General features: G+C 71.0%; 15 protein-coding genes and 1 pseudogene. 12 read left to right on the top strand and 4 right to left on the bottom strand.

All coding sequences use genetic code 11. From position 1 onward, the window contains the following. Positions 1-7: 7 nt before the first annotated feature. From ACTFTM_RS19955 to ACTFTM_RS19940, 4 genes are all read left to right on the top strand, one after another. Complete coding sequence (locus ACTFTM_RS19955) at positions 8-1588, top strand: AMP-binding protein (RefSeq protein WP_449561993.1); 1581 nt, start codon at positions 8-10, stop codon at positions 1586-1588. A 32-nt stretch (positions 1589-1620) separates the two neighbouring features. Beyond that, a complete protein-coding gene (locus ACTFTM_RS19950) occupies positions 1621-2139 on the top strand; it encodes a flavin reductase family protein (RefSeq protein WP_449561992.1) in 519 nt (172 codons plus the stop codon). A 9-nt stretch (positions 2140-2148) separates the two neighbouring features. After that, a complete protein-coding gene (locus tag ACTFTM_RS19945) occupies positions 2149-3582 on the top strand; it encodes an MFS transporter (protein ID WP_449561991.1) in 1434 nt (477 codons plus the stop codon). A 593-nt stretch (positions 3583-4175) separates the two neighbouring features. Beyond that, positions 4176-4508, top strand: a complete 333-nt coding sequence (locus tag ACTFTM_RS19940) for a hypothetical protein (RefSeq protein ID WP_449561990.1) — start codon at positions 4176-4178, stop codon at positions 4506-4508. Between the two features lie 125 nt (positions 4509-4633). Here ACTFTM_RS19940 and ACTFTM_RS19935 read toward each other — a convergent pair whose 3' ends face one another. Beyond that, the gene (locus ACTFTM_RS19935; protein ID WP_449561989.1) at positions 4634-5152 is read right to left on the bottom strand and encodes a methyltransferase family protein; all 519 of its coding nucleotides are present in this window, start codon (positions 5150-5152) and stop codon (positions 4634-4636) included. Positions 5153-5385: 233 nt separating this feature from the next. On the opposite strand from ACTFTM_RS19935, the gene ACTFTM_RS19930 reads away from it, so the two are divergent. The 7 genes and pseudogenes from ACTFTM_RS19930 to ACTFTM_RS19900 all read left to right on the top strand — a co-directional run bounded on the left by ACTFTM_RS19930 (position 5386) and on the right by ACTFTM_RS19900 (position 12765). After that, a complete protein-coding gene (locus ACTFTM_RS19930) occupies positions 5386-5940 on the top strand; it encodes a TetR/AcrR family transcriptional regulator (RefSeq protein WP_422735482.1) in 555 nt (184 codons plus the stop codon). A gap of 207 nt (positions 5941-6147) precedes the next feature. Further along, a complete protein-coding gene (locus ACTFTM_RS19925; protein ID WP_355047938.1) occupies positions 6148-6426 on the top strand; it encodes a phosphopantetheine-binding protein in 279 nt (92 codons plus the stop codon). A 21-nt stretch (positions 6427-6447) separates the two neighbouring features. Continuing rightward, positions 6448-7803, top strand: a complete 1356-nt coding sequence (locus ACTFTM_RS19920; protein WP_449561988.1) for an NAD(P)/FAD-dependent oxidoreductase — start codon at positions 6448-6450, stop codon at positions 7801-7803. A gap of 45 nt (positions 7804-7848) precedes the next feature. After that, a complete protein-coding gene (gene hppD / locus ACTFTM_RS19915; protein WP_449561987.1) occupies positions 7849-8928 on the top strand; it encodes a 4-hydroxyphenylpyruvate dioxygenase in 1080 nt (359 codons plus the stop codon). 5 nt (positions 8929-8933) lie between these two features. Beyond that, positions 8934-10004, top strand: a pseudogene (locus ACTFTM_RS19910) (alpha-hydroxy acid oxidase); the annotation flags it as partial. Between the two features lie 89 nt (positions 10005-10093). After that, the gene (locus ACTFTM_RS19905) at positions 10094-11416 is read left to right on the top strand and encodes an aminotransferase-like domain-containing protein (RefSeq protein ID WP_449561986.1); all 1323 of its coding nucleotides are present in this window, start codon (positions 10094-10096) and stop codon (positions 11414-11416) included. Then, positions 11413-12765 (top strand): cation:proton antiporter, encoded by a 1353-nt coding sequence (locus tag ACTFTM_RS19900; protein WP_449561985.1) that lies wholly within the window; start codon positions 11413-11415, stop codon positions 12763-12765. The genes ACTFTM_RS19905 and ACTFTM_RS19900 overlap by 4 nt, the downstream gene beginning before the upstream one ends. Before the next feature lie 21 nt (positions 12766-12786). Here the strand turns inward: ACTFTM_RS19900 and ACTFTM_RS19895 are convergent, their stop codons facing one another. Genes ACTFTM_RS19895 through larB form a run of 3 tightly spaced genes read right to left on the bottom strand, consistent with a single transcriptional unit; the run spans position 12787 to position 16041 of the window. Beyond that, complete coding sequence (locus ACTFTM_RS19895; RefSeq protein ID WP_449561984.1) at positions 12787-14085, bottom strand: glycosyltransferase; 1299 nt, start codon at positions 14083-14085, stop codon at positions 12787-12789. Next, a complete protein-coding gene (gene larC / locus ACTFTM_RS19890; RefSeq protein ID WP_449561983.1) occupies positions 14082-15392 on the bottom strand; it encodes a nickel pincer cofactor biosynthesis protein LarC in 1311 nt (436 codons plus the stop codon). Before larC ends, ACTFTM_RS19895 begins: the two co-directional genes overlap by 4 nt. Then, entirely contained in the window at positions 15385-16041 is a 657-nt protein-coding gene (gene larB / locus ACTFTM_RS19885; protein ID WP_449561982.1) for a nickel pincer cofactor biosynthesis protein LarB, read from the bottom strand. Before larB ends, larC begins: the two co-directional genes overlap by 8 nt. A gap of 19 nt (positions 16042-16060) precedes the next feature. On the opposite strand from larB, the gene larE reads away from it, so the two are divergent. Next, positions 16061-16954: an ATP-dependent sacrificial sulfur transferase LarE gene (larE, locus tag ACTFTM_RS19880; protein WP_449561981.1), complete on the top strand. Its 894-nt coding sequence runs from the start codon at positions 16061-16063 to the stop codon at positions 16952-16954. The last annotated feature ends 43 nt before the right edge of the window (positions 16955-16997 follow it).

Genomic DNA, 16997 nt, shown 5'->3' with positions numbered 1-16997 from the left:
CCGCGGCATGACCAGGGAGGTGTCGACCGTGCGGGACGTGGACCGGTCCGGGACGCCGGGTGGCGTGGGTATCCACGGCTACGTGGCCGAGTGGGCCCGGCGTACACCCGACGCGCCGGCGGTGATCGCGGACGACGGCCAGCTCACGTACGCGGAGCTGGCGACGGCCGCACGGCGCCTGGCGGCGGGGCTGGCGCGTGTCGGGGTGTCCCCGGGTGACCGGGTGGTGCTGTGGTCCGACAAGCGGGCCGGCGCGGTGGCCGTCATGCAGGCGGCGCTGGCGCTGGGGGCGCCGTACGTCCCGGTGTCCGCGGCGAACCCGCCCGCCCGGGTGTGGCGCATCGCGGCCGACTGCGCGGCGACCGTCGTCGTGGCGGACGGTCCGGCGGCGGACCGGGTCGCGCGCGACGGCGGTGTGCCGGACGGCCCGCCGCTCGTGTCGCTGGACGAACTGCAGCGGTTGGGTGCCGAGGGTGACCTGCCGCCGGTGCACCGACCAACCCCGGACGACCCCGCTTACATCCTCTACACCTCCGGGTCGACGGGATCCCCGAAGGGCGTCTGCCTGAGTCACCGCAACGCGGCGGCGTTCGTCGAGTGGGCCGGTGACCTGCTCGCCGTGTCGCCACGGGACCGGCTCGCCAACCACGCCCCGTTCAACTTCGACCTGTCGGTCTTCGACCTCTACGCGGCCTTCCGCGCGGGCGCGTCGGTGCACCTGGTCCCGGCCGAGCTGGCGTACGCGCCGGTGCAGTTGGCGCGGTTCGTGCGCGACGAGGGCATCACCGTCTGGTACTCGGTGCCGTCCGCGCTGACCCTGATGATCCGGGACGGCGGGCTGCTGGACGGCCCGCCGCCGCCGGCCCTGCGGGCCTGCGTCTTCGCCGGTGAGGTGATGCCGATCCGGTACGTGCACGAACTGCGTGCCGCCTGGCCGGGCGTGCGACTGCTCAACTGGTACGGGCCCACCGAGACCAACGTGTGCGCGTCGTACGAGGTGACCGACGCCGACGAGGGGCGCGACCGCCCGTTGCCGATCGGCCGTCCGGCCAGCGGCGCGGTGTTGACCCTGGTCCCGCCGAGCCCCGACGGCGCAGGTGCCGCCGGCGCCGGCGACTGCCGGGAGGGCGAGATCGTGGCGGACGGGCCGACGGTGATGCTGGGCTACTGGGGGCGGGAGCCGCAGCGTGGGCCGTACCGGACGGGTGATCTCGGGCGGTTGGCGTCCGACGGCGCACTGGAGTATCTCGGCCGCCGCGACGACATGGCGAAGGTGCGCGGCAACCGGGTGGAGCCCGCCGAGATCGAGGCCATCCTCGCCGCGCATCCGGACGTCGCGGCGGCTGCGGTGGTCGTCGCCGGCGTCGGGCTCGCCGCGCGGTTGCACGCGGTCGTGGTGCCGGCGGGCGACCGCCGACCCGGCCTGCTGGAGATCAAGCGTTGGTGCGCCGGACAGCTGCCGACCTACATGATCGTCGACTCGGTTCAGGCGGCCACGAGCCTGCCGCTCACCCCGAACGGAAAGACCGATCGAGCCGCGCTGCTGGCGGCGATCGAAGGAGGTGGACCATTACTGACACCGAACTAGTCAACGTGGAACCGAGTGCGTTCCTGGCGATCATGGGCTCGCTGGCCAGCGGCGTCAGCGTGGTGACCGCGCTCGACGCGTCCGGTCGGCCGCACGGCCTGACCTCGTCGTCGGTGTGCAGCGTCTCCAAGGACCCGCCACTGCTGCTGTTCTGCGTGCGGCAGGTGAGTTCGACCCTGGACGCCATCCGGGAGACCGGCGGGTTCGCCGTGAACTTCCTCGATGCCGACGGCCACGAGGTCTCCGACCTGTTCGCCAGCTACAACAGCGACAAGTTCGCCAATGTGACGTGGCGTCCCGGCGATGTGGCCGGCATGCCGCGGCTGGAACCCACCGTCGCCTTCACCGAGTGCGCGCTCCATGACGTGATCACCGCCGGTGACCACGTCATCGTGCTCGGCCGTCTCGTCGGCGGCGCGACGGCGCCGGACCGATTGCCGCTGGGCTATTGGCGCGGGACGTATGTCCGGGTCTCCCGCCCCCCTTACCCACGAGAGGAGCGCAACGGACAGCGTCCCAGCGATCCTTCCCAGTCAATCCATCTCGAGTAGGGAAACAGAGTGGACAAGAACCAACCAGCGACCCACAGCGCGGCGTGGACATGGCTTGCGGCCCTGGTCGCCGTGTTCATGGTCGCGATCGACACCCTCGTTGTCACGACGACGCTGCCGGTCATCCGTACCGAGCTCAACGCGAGCCTTGAAGATCTTGAATGGATCGTCAATGCGTACACGCTCACCTTCGCCGTCTTTCTGTTGACCGGCGCGGCGCTCGGTGACCGTTTCGGCCGACGCAAGGTCTTCACCATCGCGCTGCTGGTCTTCACCATTGCATCCGGGCTGGCGGGTCTCGCCGACAACATCGAATTCCTGATCGCCGCACGCGCGGTGCAGGGTCTGGGTGCCGCGGTCGTCCTGCCGCTGACCCTCACGCTGTTGGCCAGCGTCGTGCCGGCACGTCAGCGCGGTCACGCCTTCGGACTGTGGGGTGCGATGGTGGGCCTGGGTATCGCCCTCGGGCCGGTCATCGGCGGCGCGGTGACCGAAACCTGGTCCTGGCAGTGGATCTTCTGGGTCAACGTGCCCATCGGTCTGCTGCTGCTGCCGGTGATGACGCGCGTCCGCGAGAGCCGCGGCGGCTACGGCCGACTGGACCCGGTGGGTGTCGTCCTGGTCACCGCCGGCATGCTCGGCATCGTCTCCAGCCTCGTGCGGGGCAACAGCGTCGGCTGGGACAGCCCCTCCATCCTGGCGGGGTTCATCGTCGGCGGTCTCCTCGTGCTGGTGTTCATTTTCTGGCAGTCGCGGGCACGTACGCCGATGGTGCCGCTGTCGTTGTTCCGCAGCCGAGGCTTCAGCCTCACCATGGTGGCGACGATCATCATGCCGTTCGGCGTCTTCGGCGCCGTCTTCCTCGGCACCCAATACCTGCAGAGCATCCTCGGCTACTCACCGCTGGAGGCCGGTGTTCGCACGCTGCCGTGGACGGCCATGCCGATGATCGCGGCGCCGATCTCCGGCATCCTGACCGACAAGATCGGCGGCAAGCCGCTGGTGATCCTGGGCCTGACGATGCAGGCCATCGGCGTGGGCTGGATCGGTTCGGTCGTCGGCGACCTGACGTACTCGAAGCTGGTGGTGCCGTTCGTGATCACGGGCCTCGGTCTGGGCATCTTCCTCGCGCCGATCGGCCGGTTGGCCTTCGGGTTCGCGCCCGCCGAGTTGGAGGGTGTGGCATCCGGCGTGTCCAACGCGATCCGGCAGACCGGCACCGTGATGGGTGTGTCGGTGGGCGGCGCGATCCTCGGCGCGAACGGCGGCTACGAGTCCGTGGCGACGTTCGTCAACGGCCTGGAGGAGGCCCACCTGGTGGCCGCCTGCGCGCTCGCGGTGGGCGCGGTCATCGCGCTGTTCATCCCGCACCTGCGGACGCAGGGCCACGGCCACGCGGTCGAGGAAGAGGAGGAGGTCCTCGCGGCGGGCGCTCCGACCTGAGTTGTCCACGGGAATCGAGGCCCCGACCGTGTGGTCGGGGCCTCGGTCGCGCCAGGGGGGCTTGGCGCGACCGGATCCTTCGATGGTGAGGCGGTGGACCACCGGTAGCCGGTGTCGCAATGGCGGCAGGCACGATGGTGGGAGCTGATTGCGCCGACGTGGCGTCGGGCACCGGCTCGACGCGCCCGGGCCACGACGTCACGGCGCGGAACGCGGCGTCGTCGAGAGCGGAATCGGCATCGGCCCACGTCAACCGGGTTGACCGGAGGCGGCCGATTGCCGTGCCCGCATTCGTGTGCGACATCTCGGTCCGGTACGTCATACCGGATGAGACCTATTCCAGCCGCAACGGTCCGCAACACGACCGGTGCCGCTCGATGGCCCACCCATTTAGGGGGGGACAGCGCGGCCCTCGGCAGGATAACATCCATCGATGAACTGGCGGTACGCTAATGGGGGATGGGGCCACCAGGGATATGAAGTCATCAGCGCTAGCGGTTACGGATGTCCAGATACTCTTCTACGAGCCGGAAGGGTTGTTATTGACAGCGGGATTATTGCCGGCAGACGTAGGTGGGCACGAGTACCGCGTAATGTTTCAATTGAGTTACCTGGGCAGTGGTGAGATTACGGCACACGTCGGCTTCCAGCAGTGCGACGGCACCGACAGGACGGCACCCGAGTTCGTCACGGTGGAGTTGCTGGGAGCGACACGCCACCGGATGCCCATCATTTGGACGGCCTCGGCCTCGGTGCGCGCGGAGCAGGTGAACTGCCGGCTCATCATCTGGGGGGAACCCGCCGGTGACGACCTGCTGCGGGGGGAGTTGATCGCCGAGGTCTCCGGGCGGCTGCCGGTGTTGACGGCCAGTTGCCGGGCATCGGTGACACAGGCGGAACTGCCTACCCGGGCGCGGGTCGCCTAGACGGCCGGCTGCCCTCCGTCGTGGCGCGGAGGGCGGTCGGCTCTCGGGGGAGGCGACATGGCAGTCCTTTCGCGGGCCAGCGGCGCGATCGACCGGTCGCACGTCGGGTGATGCGGGTTACCGGGTCACGCTCGCGATGAGGTGTCCCCCTGCCACGGACGTAGGCGGGGGATCCACGCCGGGACCGCGGCGCGGTAGGTGTCGTACGCCTCGCCGTACCGCCGGCGCAGGCCGGGCTCCTCGTAGAACCGCACGAACGCGGCCTGGATGAGGGCGATGGCCAACCCGTACCACAGGAGCGCGGCCTGGCCGAAGATCAGAGCCTGACCGAGGATGGCCGTCACCACCGCGACGTACATCGGATTGCGAACGTACCGGTAGGGCCCGCCGATCACCAGGTGTTCGGTCGGCGCCACCGGGGCCGGAGTGCCCAGACCCTCCACAACGAACCGCACGAACGACTGCAGGAGAAACGCCACCGCGACAACCAGCATCAGCGCGCCGATGACTCGAAGCGGCTGGTAGAAGGCGAACGGTGTTTCGACCTCCCAGTCGGATATCCACCACGGGCCGAGGCCGGCGACCACACCCGGCGCGGCGCAAAAGAAGACAAGACTTCCGACGACGGCCCGTGTTCGAAGCACTGCGCCATGCTACGGCGCGTGCGGGGCACCATGTCAAGGCGTCGTTACGTAGTGTTGTCTTTGACTCGCTCCAGATCCTCCGTATTTCCGCACGTAGGAAGGCGATACTATGGCGTTTGCCCCCATACGATGAATAGGGCATGCGATGAACTGTGAAAGGTGAACTTGTGGGCGCGGAGGTGTCCCCGAACGGTGCTCCACGACGACGGACGGGGCGACGTGTCGGGCCGACGGTGAGCCATCAGCTCATCCTCGAGATCGCTCGTGGCCAGTTCGCCGAGCGAGGCTATGAGGGCACCACGGTGCGCACCATCGCCCAGGAGGCGGGTGTCGACAGCGCGCTGGTGCACCATTTCTTCCTCACCAAGGAAGGCCTCTTCGAGGCGGCGGTCCGTGGCGCCCTGCAGCCGCCGGATCTGGTGGAGCGGGCGATGAAGGGCCCGCGTGGCCAGGTCGGCCGGCGCGCTGTCGAGCTGTTCTTCAGCCACTGGGACGAGCCCGACACGGCGGCGCGGCTCGGCGGCATCCTGCGGTCGATGACGGCCAACGACATGGCGGCGGACGCCGTCCGTAACTTCCTCGGCGACCAGGTGATCCTGCCGCTGACCCGGGCGCTGGGTCACTCCCAGCCGGAGCTGCGCGCCGCCATGGTCGGCTCGCACCTGATCGGTCTCGCCACCACCCGGTACGTCTTCCGCGTACCGGCGATCGCCGAGCTCACCGCCGCCGCTCTGGCCGCGGGCACGGGTAAGGCCATCCAGACCTACCTCACGGGCGTCCTGGCCTGATCCGCCCGCCCTCGACGGGCGGGCGTCACCGGCGTCGGGCCAGTGGCCGACGTCGATCCTAGCGCGGCATCCCCTTGACGAACCCGCGTGGGCTTCTAGAATTCATCGAGCAGGGATGTCATCAGAGGGGGAAGAGCCGGTGGGTTTCCCGGCCTCCCCGGTGACGCCCCACGGGGGAGACCACGTCCGGCGACCTGGGAGGGGTTTGTGCCGACAGACCAACGCGACGAGATACTCGGCCAACTGATGGTGTACGTGCGCCACGAGCTGATCGGCGACCAGGACGAGGCGGTCACCGGAGTCGACCTGCGTCCCGACTCGCCTCTGCTCGAGTGGGGCGTTCTGAACTCGCTGAACACGGCTCGGCTCATCGCGTTCGTCCGGGCGGAGCTCGACGTCGACGTGCCGCCTTCGCACATCACGGGACGCCACTTCCGCAGTCTCGACACCATCACCGACCTGATCCTGTCCTTGCCCCGCGCCTGACAGGCCCGCCGAGGAGGCGCCATGAACACCAAGCCAGCAGAGTGGGACGTCGGCATCATCGGAGGCGGGCCCGCCGGGTCCACGGCCGCCGCGTACCTGGCCAAGGCGGGGCTGTCCGTCGTGGTCTTCGAGAGCGCACACTTCCCCCGCGAGCACGTGGGCGAGTCGTTGGTCCCGGCCACCACGCCGGTGCTGTTGGAGACCGGGGCGATGGCCGCCGTCGAGGCCGCCGGCTTCCCGCGCAAGTTCGGCGCGGCGTGGACGTCCGCCGAGTCGCGGCCGGTGAGCCACATGGGCTTCTCCAACCTCACCCACGACTTCCGGCTCGCGGAGGTCATGTTCAACGAGCGGGACCAGGCCGGTGTCGACCGGGATCACACCTTCCACGTCGACCGGGGCAAGTTCGACCAGATCCTGCTGGAGAACGCGGCGAGTCTCGGCGCGGAGGTCCAGCACGGCGTGCGGGTCAACCGCGTCGACTTCGAGGGCGAGCACCCCGTGATGCACACCCGCTCCGCCGACGGGCAGCGCGAGGTGCCGGTGCGGCTGGTGATCGACGCCAGTGGCCGGAACACCACGTTGGGCAGTCAGCTCAAGGTGAAGGTCGCCGACCCGGTCTTCAACCAGTACGCGATCCACACCTGGTTCGACGGCTTCGACCGGCAGGCGTTGTCGGCTGAGCAGGAAAAGTCCGACTTCATCTTCATTCACTTCCTGCCGCTGACCGACAGCTGGGTGTGGCAGATCCCCATCACCGAGACGATCACGTCGATCGGCGTCGTCACTCAGAAGAGCCGGTTCGCGGAGGCGGCCCGGGAGGATCTCGAAGCGTTCTTCTGGGAGTGCGTGGGCAGCCGGCCCGAGCTGGAGGCGGCCCTGCGTAGCTCGGAGCAGGTACGGCCGTTCAAGGCCGAGGGTGACTACAGCTACGCGATGAAGCAGATCTGCGGCGACAACTTCGTCATGATCGGCGACGCCGCCCGCTTCGTCGATCCCATCTTCTCCACCGGCGTCAGCATCGCCCTCAACAGCGCCCGGCTGGCCTGCAACGACATCATCGCCGCCGCCGAGGCGGGTGACTTCAAGCGCGAGCGGTTCGCCACGTACGAGATGTTGCTGCGGCGCGGCGTGCGGAACTGGTACGAGTTCATCTCGGCCTACTACCGGCTCAACATCTTGTTCACCGCGTTCGTCCAGGACCCGCGGTATCGCCTCGACGTGCTGAAGATGTTGCAGGGCAACATGTACGACGAGGCCGAGCCCAAGGCGCTCGTCGAGATGCGGAACGTCATCCGGGCCGTTGAGCAGGACCCCGAACATCTCTGGCATCCGTATCTCGGCGAGTTGTCGGCTCCGACGGCGGCTCCCATCTTCTGACCACAAGGGGGCCGTGCGGCCCCGGTAGGGGGGACATCAGTGAGCGTGGGCAGCAGTGTGTTCAGCGACCTGGCTGTGCACCACGTCGAATTCCACGTCACCGACGCGGTCTGGGCGGCACGCGAGCTCGCCGCGCAGTACGGCTTCGCCGTCGCCGGCTCGCGCCGCGCCGAGGACCACGTGTCGGTGGCGCTACGGCAGGGTTCGACGGTTCTCGTGGTCACCGAGGGGCTCGTCGACGCGCACCCGGCCAGCCTGTACGTGCAGCAGCACGGCGACGGGGTGGCCGACCTGGCGATGCGTACCCCGGATGCCCGGGCGGCGTTCGCGGTCGCGGTGTCCCGCGGCGCGCGGGCGGTGGCCGAGCCTGCCGCCCGCGACGGGTTCGTCACGGCCACGGTCGGCGGCTTCGGCGACGTGACGCACACCTTCGTCCAGCCACCCGAGGGTTCGGCCGGGCCGGTGCTGCCCGGCATGACCCCCGGTCTGCCGGACGGGCACATGCTCCAGGCGGGTCCGGGGCCGCAGTTGGGAGTGGTCGACCACCTCGCCGTCTGCCTCGAGGCGGGCACGCTCGACGAGACCGTGGACTTCTACCGGACGGTGCTCGACTTCGACATGACCTTCGAGGAGCACATCCTGGTCGGCAACCAGGCGATGTTCTCCAAGGTGGTGCAGAGCCCGTCCCGCTTGGTCACGCTCACGCTCATCGAGCCGGACGCCTCGGCCGCCGCCGGGCAGATCGACGACTTCCTCAAGGGGCACGGTGGCCCGGGTGTGCAGCACGTGGCGCTGTGCTCCCCGGACATCGTGTCGGCCATCTCGGCGCTGACCGACCGCGGGGTGGAGTTCCTGCGCACGCCGGAGACCTACTACGAACTGCTCGGCCAGCGACTCGACCTCGCCCGGTACGACGTGGACCAGCTACGGTCCCGCAACATCCTCGTCGACGAGGACCACGACGGCCAGCTGTTCCAGATCTTCGCCAGGTCCACCCATCCGCGCCGGACGTTCTTCTTCGAGGTCATCGAGCGGCTGGGTGCGCGCACCTTCGGCAGCGGGAACATCCGGGCGCTCTACGAGGCGGTCGAGGCGGAGCGGACCAAGACCCACGACGTCCTGTGACCACCATCGCGGCCCAGGGAACCGACCTCGCCGGCCTGCTCTGCCTCGACGATGTGGCGTCGGCGGCGCGACGGGTGCTGACCGAGCCCGTCTGGGACTACGTGGCCGGGGGCAGCGGCACCGAGTCGACGCTGCGCGACAACCGGGACGCGTTCGACCGGGTGCACCTGGTCCCACGGGTGCTGGTGGGTGCGGAGACCTGTGACCTCGGCACGGAGGTGCTGGGCACGCCCATGGGTCTGCCCGTCGGGGTGGCGCCGATGGCCTACCAGCGGCTCCTGCATCCGGACGGTGAGGTGGCGCTCGCCGAGGCGGCCCGGGACGAGGGCGCGGTCTTCGTCGCCAGCATGCTCAGCAGCGAGCCGATCGAGCGGATCGCCGCCACCGCGGCGGCGGTCTGGATGCAGCTCTACTGGCTGCGCGACCGCGCTGTGGTCGCCGACCTGGTGACCCGTGCCGAGAACGCTGGTTGCCGGGCTCTCATGCTGACGGTCGACGTGCCCCGGATGGGCCGTCGCCTGCGGGACATGCGGTCCGGGTTCACGCTGCCCGACGACGTCGTGGCCGCCAACCTGCCGCCGGAGGTCGGCGCACCCGCGCACTCCGGCGGTCTGCACAGTTCGGCGCTGATGGTGCACACCGGCCTCGCGTTCGACCCGAAACTGTCCTGGCGGGACCTGGAATGGCTGCGGCGCCGGACGCGTCTGCCGATCGTCGTGAAGGGCGTCCTGCACCCGGAGGACGCGGTGCGCGCGGCGGACCTCGGGGTGGACGCGGTCGTGGTGTCCAACCACGGGGGCCGCCAGCTCGACGGCGCGGTGCCCAGCATCGCCGCGCTGGAGCCGGTGGTCGCGGCCGTGGCCGATCGCTGCGCGGTGCTCCTGGACAGCGGCGTCCGCAGTGGCGTGGACGTGGCACGGGCGCTGGCCCTCGGCGCCTCCGCGGTGCTGGTGGGTCGGCCCGCTCTCTGGGGCTTGGCGGTGGGTGGCCGGGCCGGGGCCCGCCGGGTGCTCTCGTTGCTGCGGACCGAGTTGGAGGATGCGATGACGATGATGGGCTGCGCCGACCTGCGGGCGCTGGGCCACGGCGCCACCGTCGCCGCCGGTGGGCCGGGATCGGCGACGCGGGTCCGGGCGTCCGGTGACGCCCTCGCGGGATGGTCCCCGTGACCGGCGTGTCGGGGACGACCACGGTGGGCGCACGCGCACCGATCGCGCTGGCCGACCTGCACGGTTCGCTGGCCGACCCGGTGCTCGACTCGATGACCTTCCTCAACGAGATCGCCGGTCGCTTCCCGGACGCGGTGTCGTTCGCGGCCGGCCGGCCGTACGAGGAGTTCTTCGAGGTGGAGGCGGTGCACCGCTACCTGCGCCGCTACTGCGACCACCTGCGTGACGAGCACGGGTTGAGCGAGCGTCAGGTCAACCGCACCCTGTTGCAGTACGGACGCACCAAGGGCATCGTGCACGACCTGGTGGCCACCAACCTGGCGGTCGACGAGGGTATGGACGTCGACCCGGAGGCCGTCGTGGTGACGGTGGGCGCCCAGGAGGGCATGTTCCTCGTGTTGCGGGCGTTGCGGACCGACCCCCGCGACGTGCTGCTGGCGGTCTCGCCCAACTACGTGGGAATTCGCGGGGCAGCGTCGCTCGTCGACATGACCACGCTGGGGGTGCGGGACGGCCCGCTGGGGATCGACCTGGCCGATCTCGCCCGGGTGGTGCGCGCCGCCCGGGCGGCGGGGCAGCGTCCCCGCGCGCTGTACCTCGTGCCCGACTTCGCCAATCCGGCCGGGGCGAGCCTGGACACCGACACCCGGGTGGCGGTGCTGCGCGCGGCCGCTGAACACGACCTGCTGATCATCGAGGACAACCCGTACGGGTTGTTCCACGCCGGCGGCGACCGTCCGGCCACGCTGAAGGCCATGGACGACGAGCGTCGGGTTGTCTATCTCGGCTCGTTCGCCAAGACCGGGATGCCCGGCGCCCGGGTCGGTTACGTGGTCGCCGACCAGCCGGTGGCCGGTCCCGCGGGAACGGGCCTGCTGGCCGACGAACTTTCCAAGATCAAGAGCATGGTGACCGTCAACACCTCGCCGTTGGCGCAGGCCGTCATCGCCGGCAAGTTGCTGGAGCACGACTGCAGCCTCGTACGCGCCAACGAGCGCGAGGCCGGCGCGTACCGGCGCAATCTGCGGCACGTGCTGGACGGCCTGGCCGCGCGCTTCGCGCCGGGTGCCGGCGTCTCGTGGAACACCCCGACGGGCGGCTTCTTCCTCGTGGTGACGGTGCCGTTCGTGGTGGACGACGCGCTGCTGGAGCGCTCCGCCCGGGACTTCGGTGTGTTGTGGACGCCGATGCACCACTTCTACGCGGACGGAGGTGGACGTCACCAACTGCGCCTGTCGGTCAGCCTTCTGCAGCCACCGCAGATCGAGCAGGGGCTCGATCGGCTGGCGGCCCTGATCACGGAGATGAGGCCGGTATGAACGCACCCGTCATGCCGTTGGCTGGCGGGCAGGTCGTGATCCTGCTCGTCCAGATCGCGTCCCTGCTCCTGTTGGGTCTCGCCCTGGGTCGGTTGGTGGCGCGGTTCGGGCTGCCCCCGATCGTGGGCGAGCTGTTGGCCGGCGTGGTGCTCGGGCCGTCGCTGCTCGGCCACGCGGCGCCGGCGGTGCACGACTGGCTGTTCCCCGCCGACCCGGCGCAGATGCACCTGCTGGACGCGGTCGCCCAGATCGGCGTCCTGCTGCTGGTCGGGGTGGCCGGCATCGAGTTGGACACCCGGATCGTCCGCCGCCGCGGCACCTCGGCTCTCCGGATCAGCCTGGGCGGCCTGCTCATCCCGATCGGCTTCGGCATCCTGATCGGATACCTCGCCCCGGCCGTCCTGGTACCGGACACCACCGAACGTCCGGTGTTCGCGCTGTTCCTCGCCGTCGCCATGTGCGTGACGGCGATCCCCGTGATCGCCAAGACGCTGGCGGACATGAAGCTCATCCACCGCGACGTCGGGCAGCTGATCATGACGTCCGGCATGGTTGACGACGCGGTGGGCTGGTTCCTGCTGTCGGTCGTGTCGGCCATGGCGACCGTCGGCGTACGTGCCAACCAGGTCGCGCTGTCGCTGCTGCTGCTGGTGGCGTTCGTGGTCGCCGCGATCGTCGTCGGCCGGCCGCTGGTGAGTGGCGCGTTGCGGCTTGCCGGCCGCTCCACGGAGAACGGACCGACAATCGTCGCGGCCGTGGTGATCGTCCTCGCCGGCGCGGCGATCACCCAGTCGTTGCACATGGAGGCGGTGTTCGGCGCGTTCGTCGCCGGCATCCTCGTCGGGCAGGTCATCCGGGATCGGCGGGCGGTGCTGGCCCCGCTGCGGACCATCGTGCTCACCGTGCTGGCACCGATCTTCCTGGCCTCCGCCGGCCTGCGGATGGACCTCGGCGTGCTGCTCGACCGCGACGTGGCGATCGCCGCCGTCGTGGTGCTCGCAGCGGCGATCCTGGGCAAGTTCACGGGCGCCTACCTGGGTGCGCGATCCAGCCGACTCGGCCACTGGGAGTCCCTCGCCGTCGGCGCCGGCATGAACGCGCGTGGTGTGGTCGAGATCGTCGTCGCCATGGTGGGGTTGCGACTGGGCGTCCTGGACATCGCCACCTTTACGATCATCGCCCTCGTCGCGATCGTCACGTCGATGATGGCGCCCCCGCTGCTGCGCCTGGCGATGTCGCGGGTGGCGCACAGCGCGGACGAACTCCTGCGCAAGGCCGACCACGAGCAGCAGTGGTCCACCGGACCGGTCGTCCGACCGGCGGGAACGGGCGCCCCGCCGGCCGCGTAGCGGGTCCGTCCGCCGGCCGCGTCATCCGAGGACGCCGGCGGGGCCGATGGGATCGGCCTCGCCGGCATCGTGCAGCGCCAGGATGGCCTCGGCCGCGTTCCCGGGCCCGTCGGTGGCCGCGTACCAGCGCCGGACCCGTTCGGCCGCCTCGCGGTAGGACGGGTCGGCCAGCATCTCCGCGGCGAGCGGGGCCAGTCTCGCGCCCACGTGTCTCGGCGCCAGCAGGCGTGCCGCGCCGATCCGTTCCAGCAGCGCGAGGTTCAGGTCCTGCTCCGGTTGGAGCGGAAAACCGAGCACCGGGGTGCCACCCGCCATCGCTGTCTGCACGCTGCCCTGCCCGCCGGCGGTGATCGCCAGGTCCACCTCCGGCATGATCAGGTGGCTGGGCAGCACGCCGCCCACCATGACCCGGTCGCCGGCCATGTCGTGCAGGTCGTGGTGGGTGCCGGCGACCAGCACACGCACCGGCAGGGCGGCGATGGTCGTCACCACGCGCCGCACGAAACCGACCTCCGCCGAGTTGACCGCCACGTAGACCACCGGTCCGGGCTCGGCGAGGAAGCGGGCGACCCGCTCGGGCAGCGGCAGGTCCAGCCGGGCGTAGAGCGGCCCGACACAGCGCAGTCGGGTGCTCGCCCGGTAGCCGGACCGGCCGTCCGGCCGCCAGTCGGCCACCTCCGTGGCGGACACGCCCAGCACCTCCGGAACCTCCGGGATGAGCGCCAGGTCGCCGAGGACGAGCGCGGCGAGGCTGGGCACGGGTGGTACGCCGAGGTCGGCGGCCAGTCGGTTGAACCCGCCGCAGTAGAAGCCGACCCGGGATGGCAGGGAGTTGGACAGCCACCGCAGCAGCGGCGCCGGCAGCAGGCCGAAGTGCGCCTGACTCGGCGCCGGCAGCATCCCGCGCTCGAACAGCGGCGGTACCCAACTGCCGGCGTGCTCGGTGACCAGCCGGGCGCCGGCCAGCCGGGTCGACAACAGGGTGGTCAGCGTGAAACCGGTGACCACCGTCCGGATGTCGTGTCGGCGGAAGTAGTCGGTCTCGGCGGTGACGTAGTCGCGCATCTCCCGGTCGGTGTACATGCTCTGACCGACGTACCCCATGCCGATCTCGTCGCGGATGAACCGTTCGCACCGCTGCGGCGTCATCCGCTCACCGACGATGTCGTACGGCACGCCGACGTCGCGGAGCACGTGCTCGTAGGTGCCGCCGTGCGTGGCGATGCGGGCGGTCACCCCGCGCTCGAGCAGCGCACGGTAGATCTCCAACATGCGCGAGGTGGCGGACAGGAAGCCGCAGTGCGGCATGAGACAGATCATGCGGTCGTCGCCTCCGGGAGCGGGCCGGCCTCGGGGGACGGGCCGGCCTCGGGGGACGGGCCGACGCCGCGGGCCACCGCGCGGACCTCGTCCAGCACCCGGGCGACCGGCACGTCGGTGCGCTGGGCGACCGCGAGGGCGTCGTCGTACTCCGGTTGCACGCTGACCAGACGGTCACCCAGGTAGCCGCGTTTGACCCGCACGGCGGTGTCGCCGTACGGCATGGCGATCTGGTCGCGCCGCAGCCGGCGTCGCTGCACGGTGGACACCCGCACGCCGAGCGTTCCCGTGTAGGTGAAAACCAGCCGGCAGACCAGGTCGAGCTGCGCCGGTGTGGCCAGCACGCTGAGCAGTTGCCCCGGTCGCCCCTTGCGCATCAGCACCGGCGTGCACCAGGCGTCCGCCGCGCCCACGGCCCGCAACCGCTCCAGCAGGTCCGGCCAGATCCGCGGGTCCACGTCGTCGATGGTCGTGTCGACCCGGTGCAGCGGTTCGCCCTGCCATCCCGTGGCGTCAGCCTCCGCAACGGCCGCGGCGCCCACCAGCACCCGCAGGATGTTCGGGTGGCCGGCGGGGTCCCGGGTGCCGGCGCCGACCCCCACCGCGTGGGGCACCAACGCCGGTGGTGGCCCCCAACCGGTGGCGAGCGTGGCGAGCAGGGCCGCGCCCGAAGGCGTGCACAGCTCCATCGCGGCCGGATGGGCGGCGATCGGGGCGCCCACGCCGGAGAGGATCTCCAGGACGGCGGGCACGGGTACCGGCATCGGGCCGTGCTCGGTGCGGACCACGCCGGAGCCCACCGCGACCGGGCCGACCACCCGGATCGGCGCGTCGAGCAGCCCCAGGTCGGCGAGCGCGAGCGCGCAACCGACCAGGTCGACCACCGCGTCGAGGGCGCCGACCTCGTGGAAGTGGATGTCCGCCAGGGGTACGCCGTGAACGCGCGCCTCGGCGTGCGCGAGGGTGGTGAACGCCGCGACCGCGAAGTCGTGCACCGCCGGCGGGAGCGCGGCCCGGGCGATGATCGCGGTCACCGCCGCCAGGTCGCGGTGGGTGCCGCTGTCGGGCGCCGTGACGATCAGGTGGGCGGCGCGCAGGCCGTGTCGGCGTACGCTCTCCAGCTTCAGTGTCACCGGCTCGACCGCGAGTCGCGCCACGCCCTGCTCGACGACGGACAGGCTCGCGCCCGCGTCGAGCAGCGCCGCCAGCAGCATGTCACCTGCGGCGCCGTTGCTGGGATCGACCCACAGGGCGGTGGTCGGCGCCGCCGGGCCGGTTCCGGCGGCCGTCGCCCGCGGCTCAGCCATGCGCGCCTGCGCGGCTCGGCGTGCGGCGGGCGATCCTGGCGGCGGCGACGCCCGCGCCGAAGCCGTTGTCCACGTTGACGGTCAGCACGCCCGGGGCGCACGAGTTGAGCATGCCGAGCCATGCCGTCAGGCCGTCCAGGTGCCAGCCGTACCCGACGCTGGTGGGCACCGCGATCAGCGGGCTGCCGATGAGTCCACCGAGGACCGACGGCAGCGCGGCCTCCATCCCGGCGATGGCCACCACGACGTCGGCGCGGGCGATGCGGTCCCGCTCGGCCAGCAACCGGTGCAGACCGGCCACCCCGACGTCCACCACGAGATCCGCCCTGGCGCCGAAGACGGCCACGGTGGCCGCGCACTCACGGGCGACCGGCAGGTCGCTGGTGCCGCCGCAGGCGATGGCGACCGTGCCCACGGGCGTGCGGTCGGGGCCCACCACCGCCGTCCGGGACACCGTGTCCACGACGTGGGCGCCGAACTCGTCGGCGCACCTCGCCATGGTGGCGTCGGTGAGGCGGGTGGCGAGGATCGGCGTATCGGGGTGGGCGGCGCGTAACGCGTGCATCGCCCCGGTCACCTGCTCAGGGGTCTTGCCCGCGCCGTACACCACTTCGGGGTCGCCGGTGCGCGACAGACGGTCCACGTCCATCCGTGCGAATCCTAGGTCGATGAATTCCGGTGCGGACACCTCACGCTCCTTCCAGTACTGTCGAGCTGTGAGACCTGATGAATGGGCCTGGGGGGCCGCGGATCAGCTCGTCGCGGAATTCACACGATACGGCAAAACGCTCGTCGCATTCTCCGGTGGCGTGGACTCCAGCGTCGCCGTCGCGGCGGCCGCGCGGGCTCTGGACCCGGCCGATGTCGCTGCGGTGACGGCGGTTTCGGCCGCTGTCCCCGCCGCCGAGGTCGCCGCCGCCCGGGACTTCTGCGCCCGGCTCGGCGTGGCGCACCACATGCTCGGCACCCGCGAGTTGGAGGTCGAGGGCTACCGCGAGAACGGCCCGCGCCGGTGCTACTTCTGCAAGAGCACGCTCATCGACACCGTCCGCGAGCTGGCCGACCGGCTCGGCTTCACGACAGTGGTGACGGGCACCAACGCCTCGGACCTGGCCGCCGGCTTCCGGCCGGGGATCGCCGCCGCGGCCGAGCGCGCGGCCCGTACGCCGCTTGCGGACCTCGGACTGGACAAGCCGGCGGTACGCGCGATCGCGGGGCTCTGGGGGCTCGACACAGCCGCCAAGCCGGCCGCCGCGTGCCTGGCCAGCCGGATCGCGTACGGCGTGCCGATCTCGCCGGCCCGACTGGCCCGGGTGGAGCTGGCCGAGCTGGCCGCCCGTCGCCTGCTGGACCCGCACGGGGTGGTCGACCTGCGGGTCCGTGACCTGGGTGACGGCGTACGCCTCGAGGTCGACGCGCCCATCGTGGAACGGGCCCGCGCCGACAAGGGGCTCGCGGCGGCCATCCGCGCGGCCGGGTTCCCCGACGTGCCACTCAGCGTGGAGGCGTTCCGGTCCGGATCGATGAACGAGCTGCTCGACGATCCGGACCGCTGGCGCTGACCGACGGCGTCGTTTTTTCCGCGCATCGGTGGGCTGACGCGCG

The sequence above is a fragment of the Micromonospora sp. RB23 genome (genome assembly GCF_053585025.1).
The sequence above is the reverse complement of the archived record's forward strand: the minus strand, read 5'-3'. Positions and strand labels throughout refer to the sequence as shown.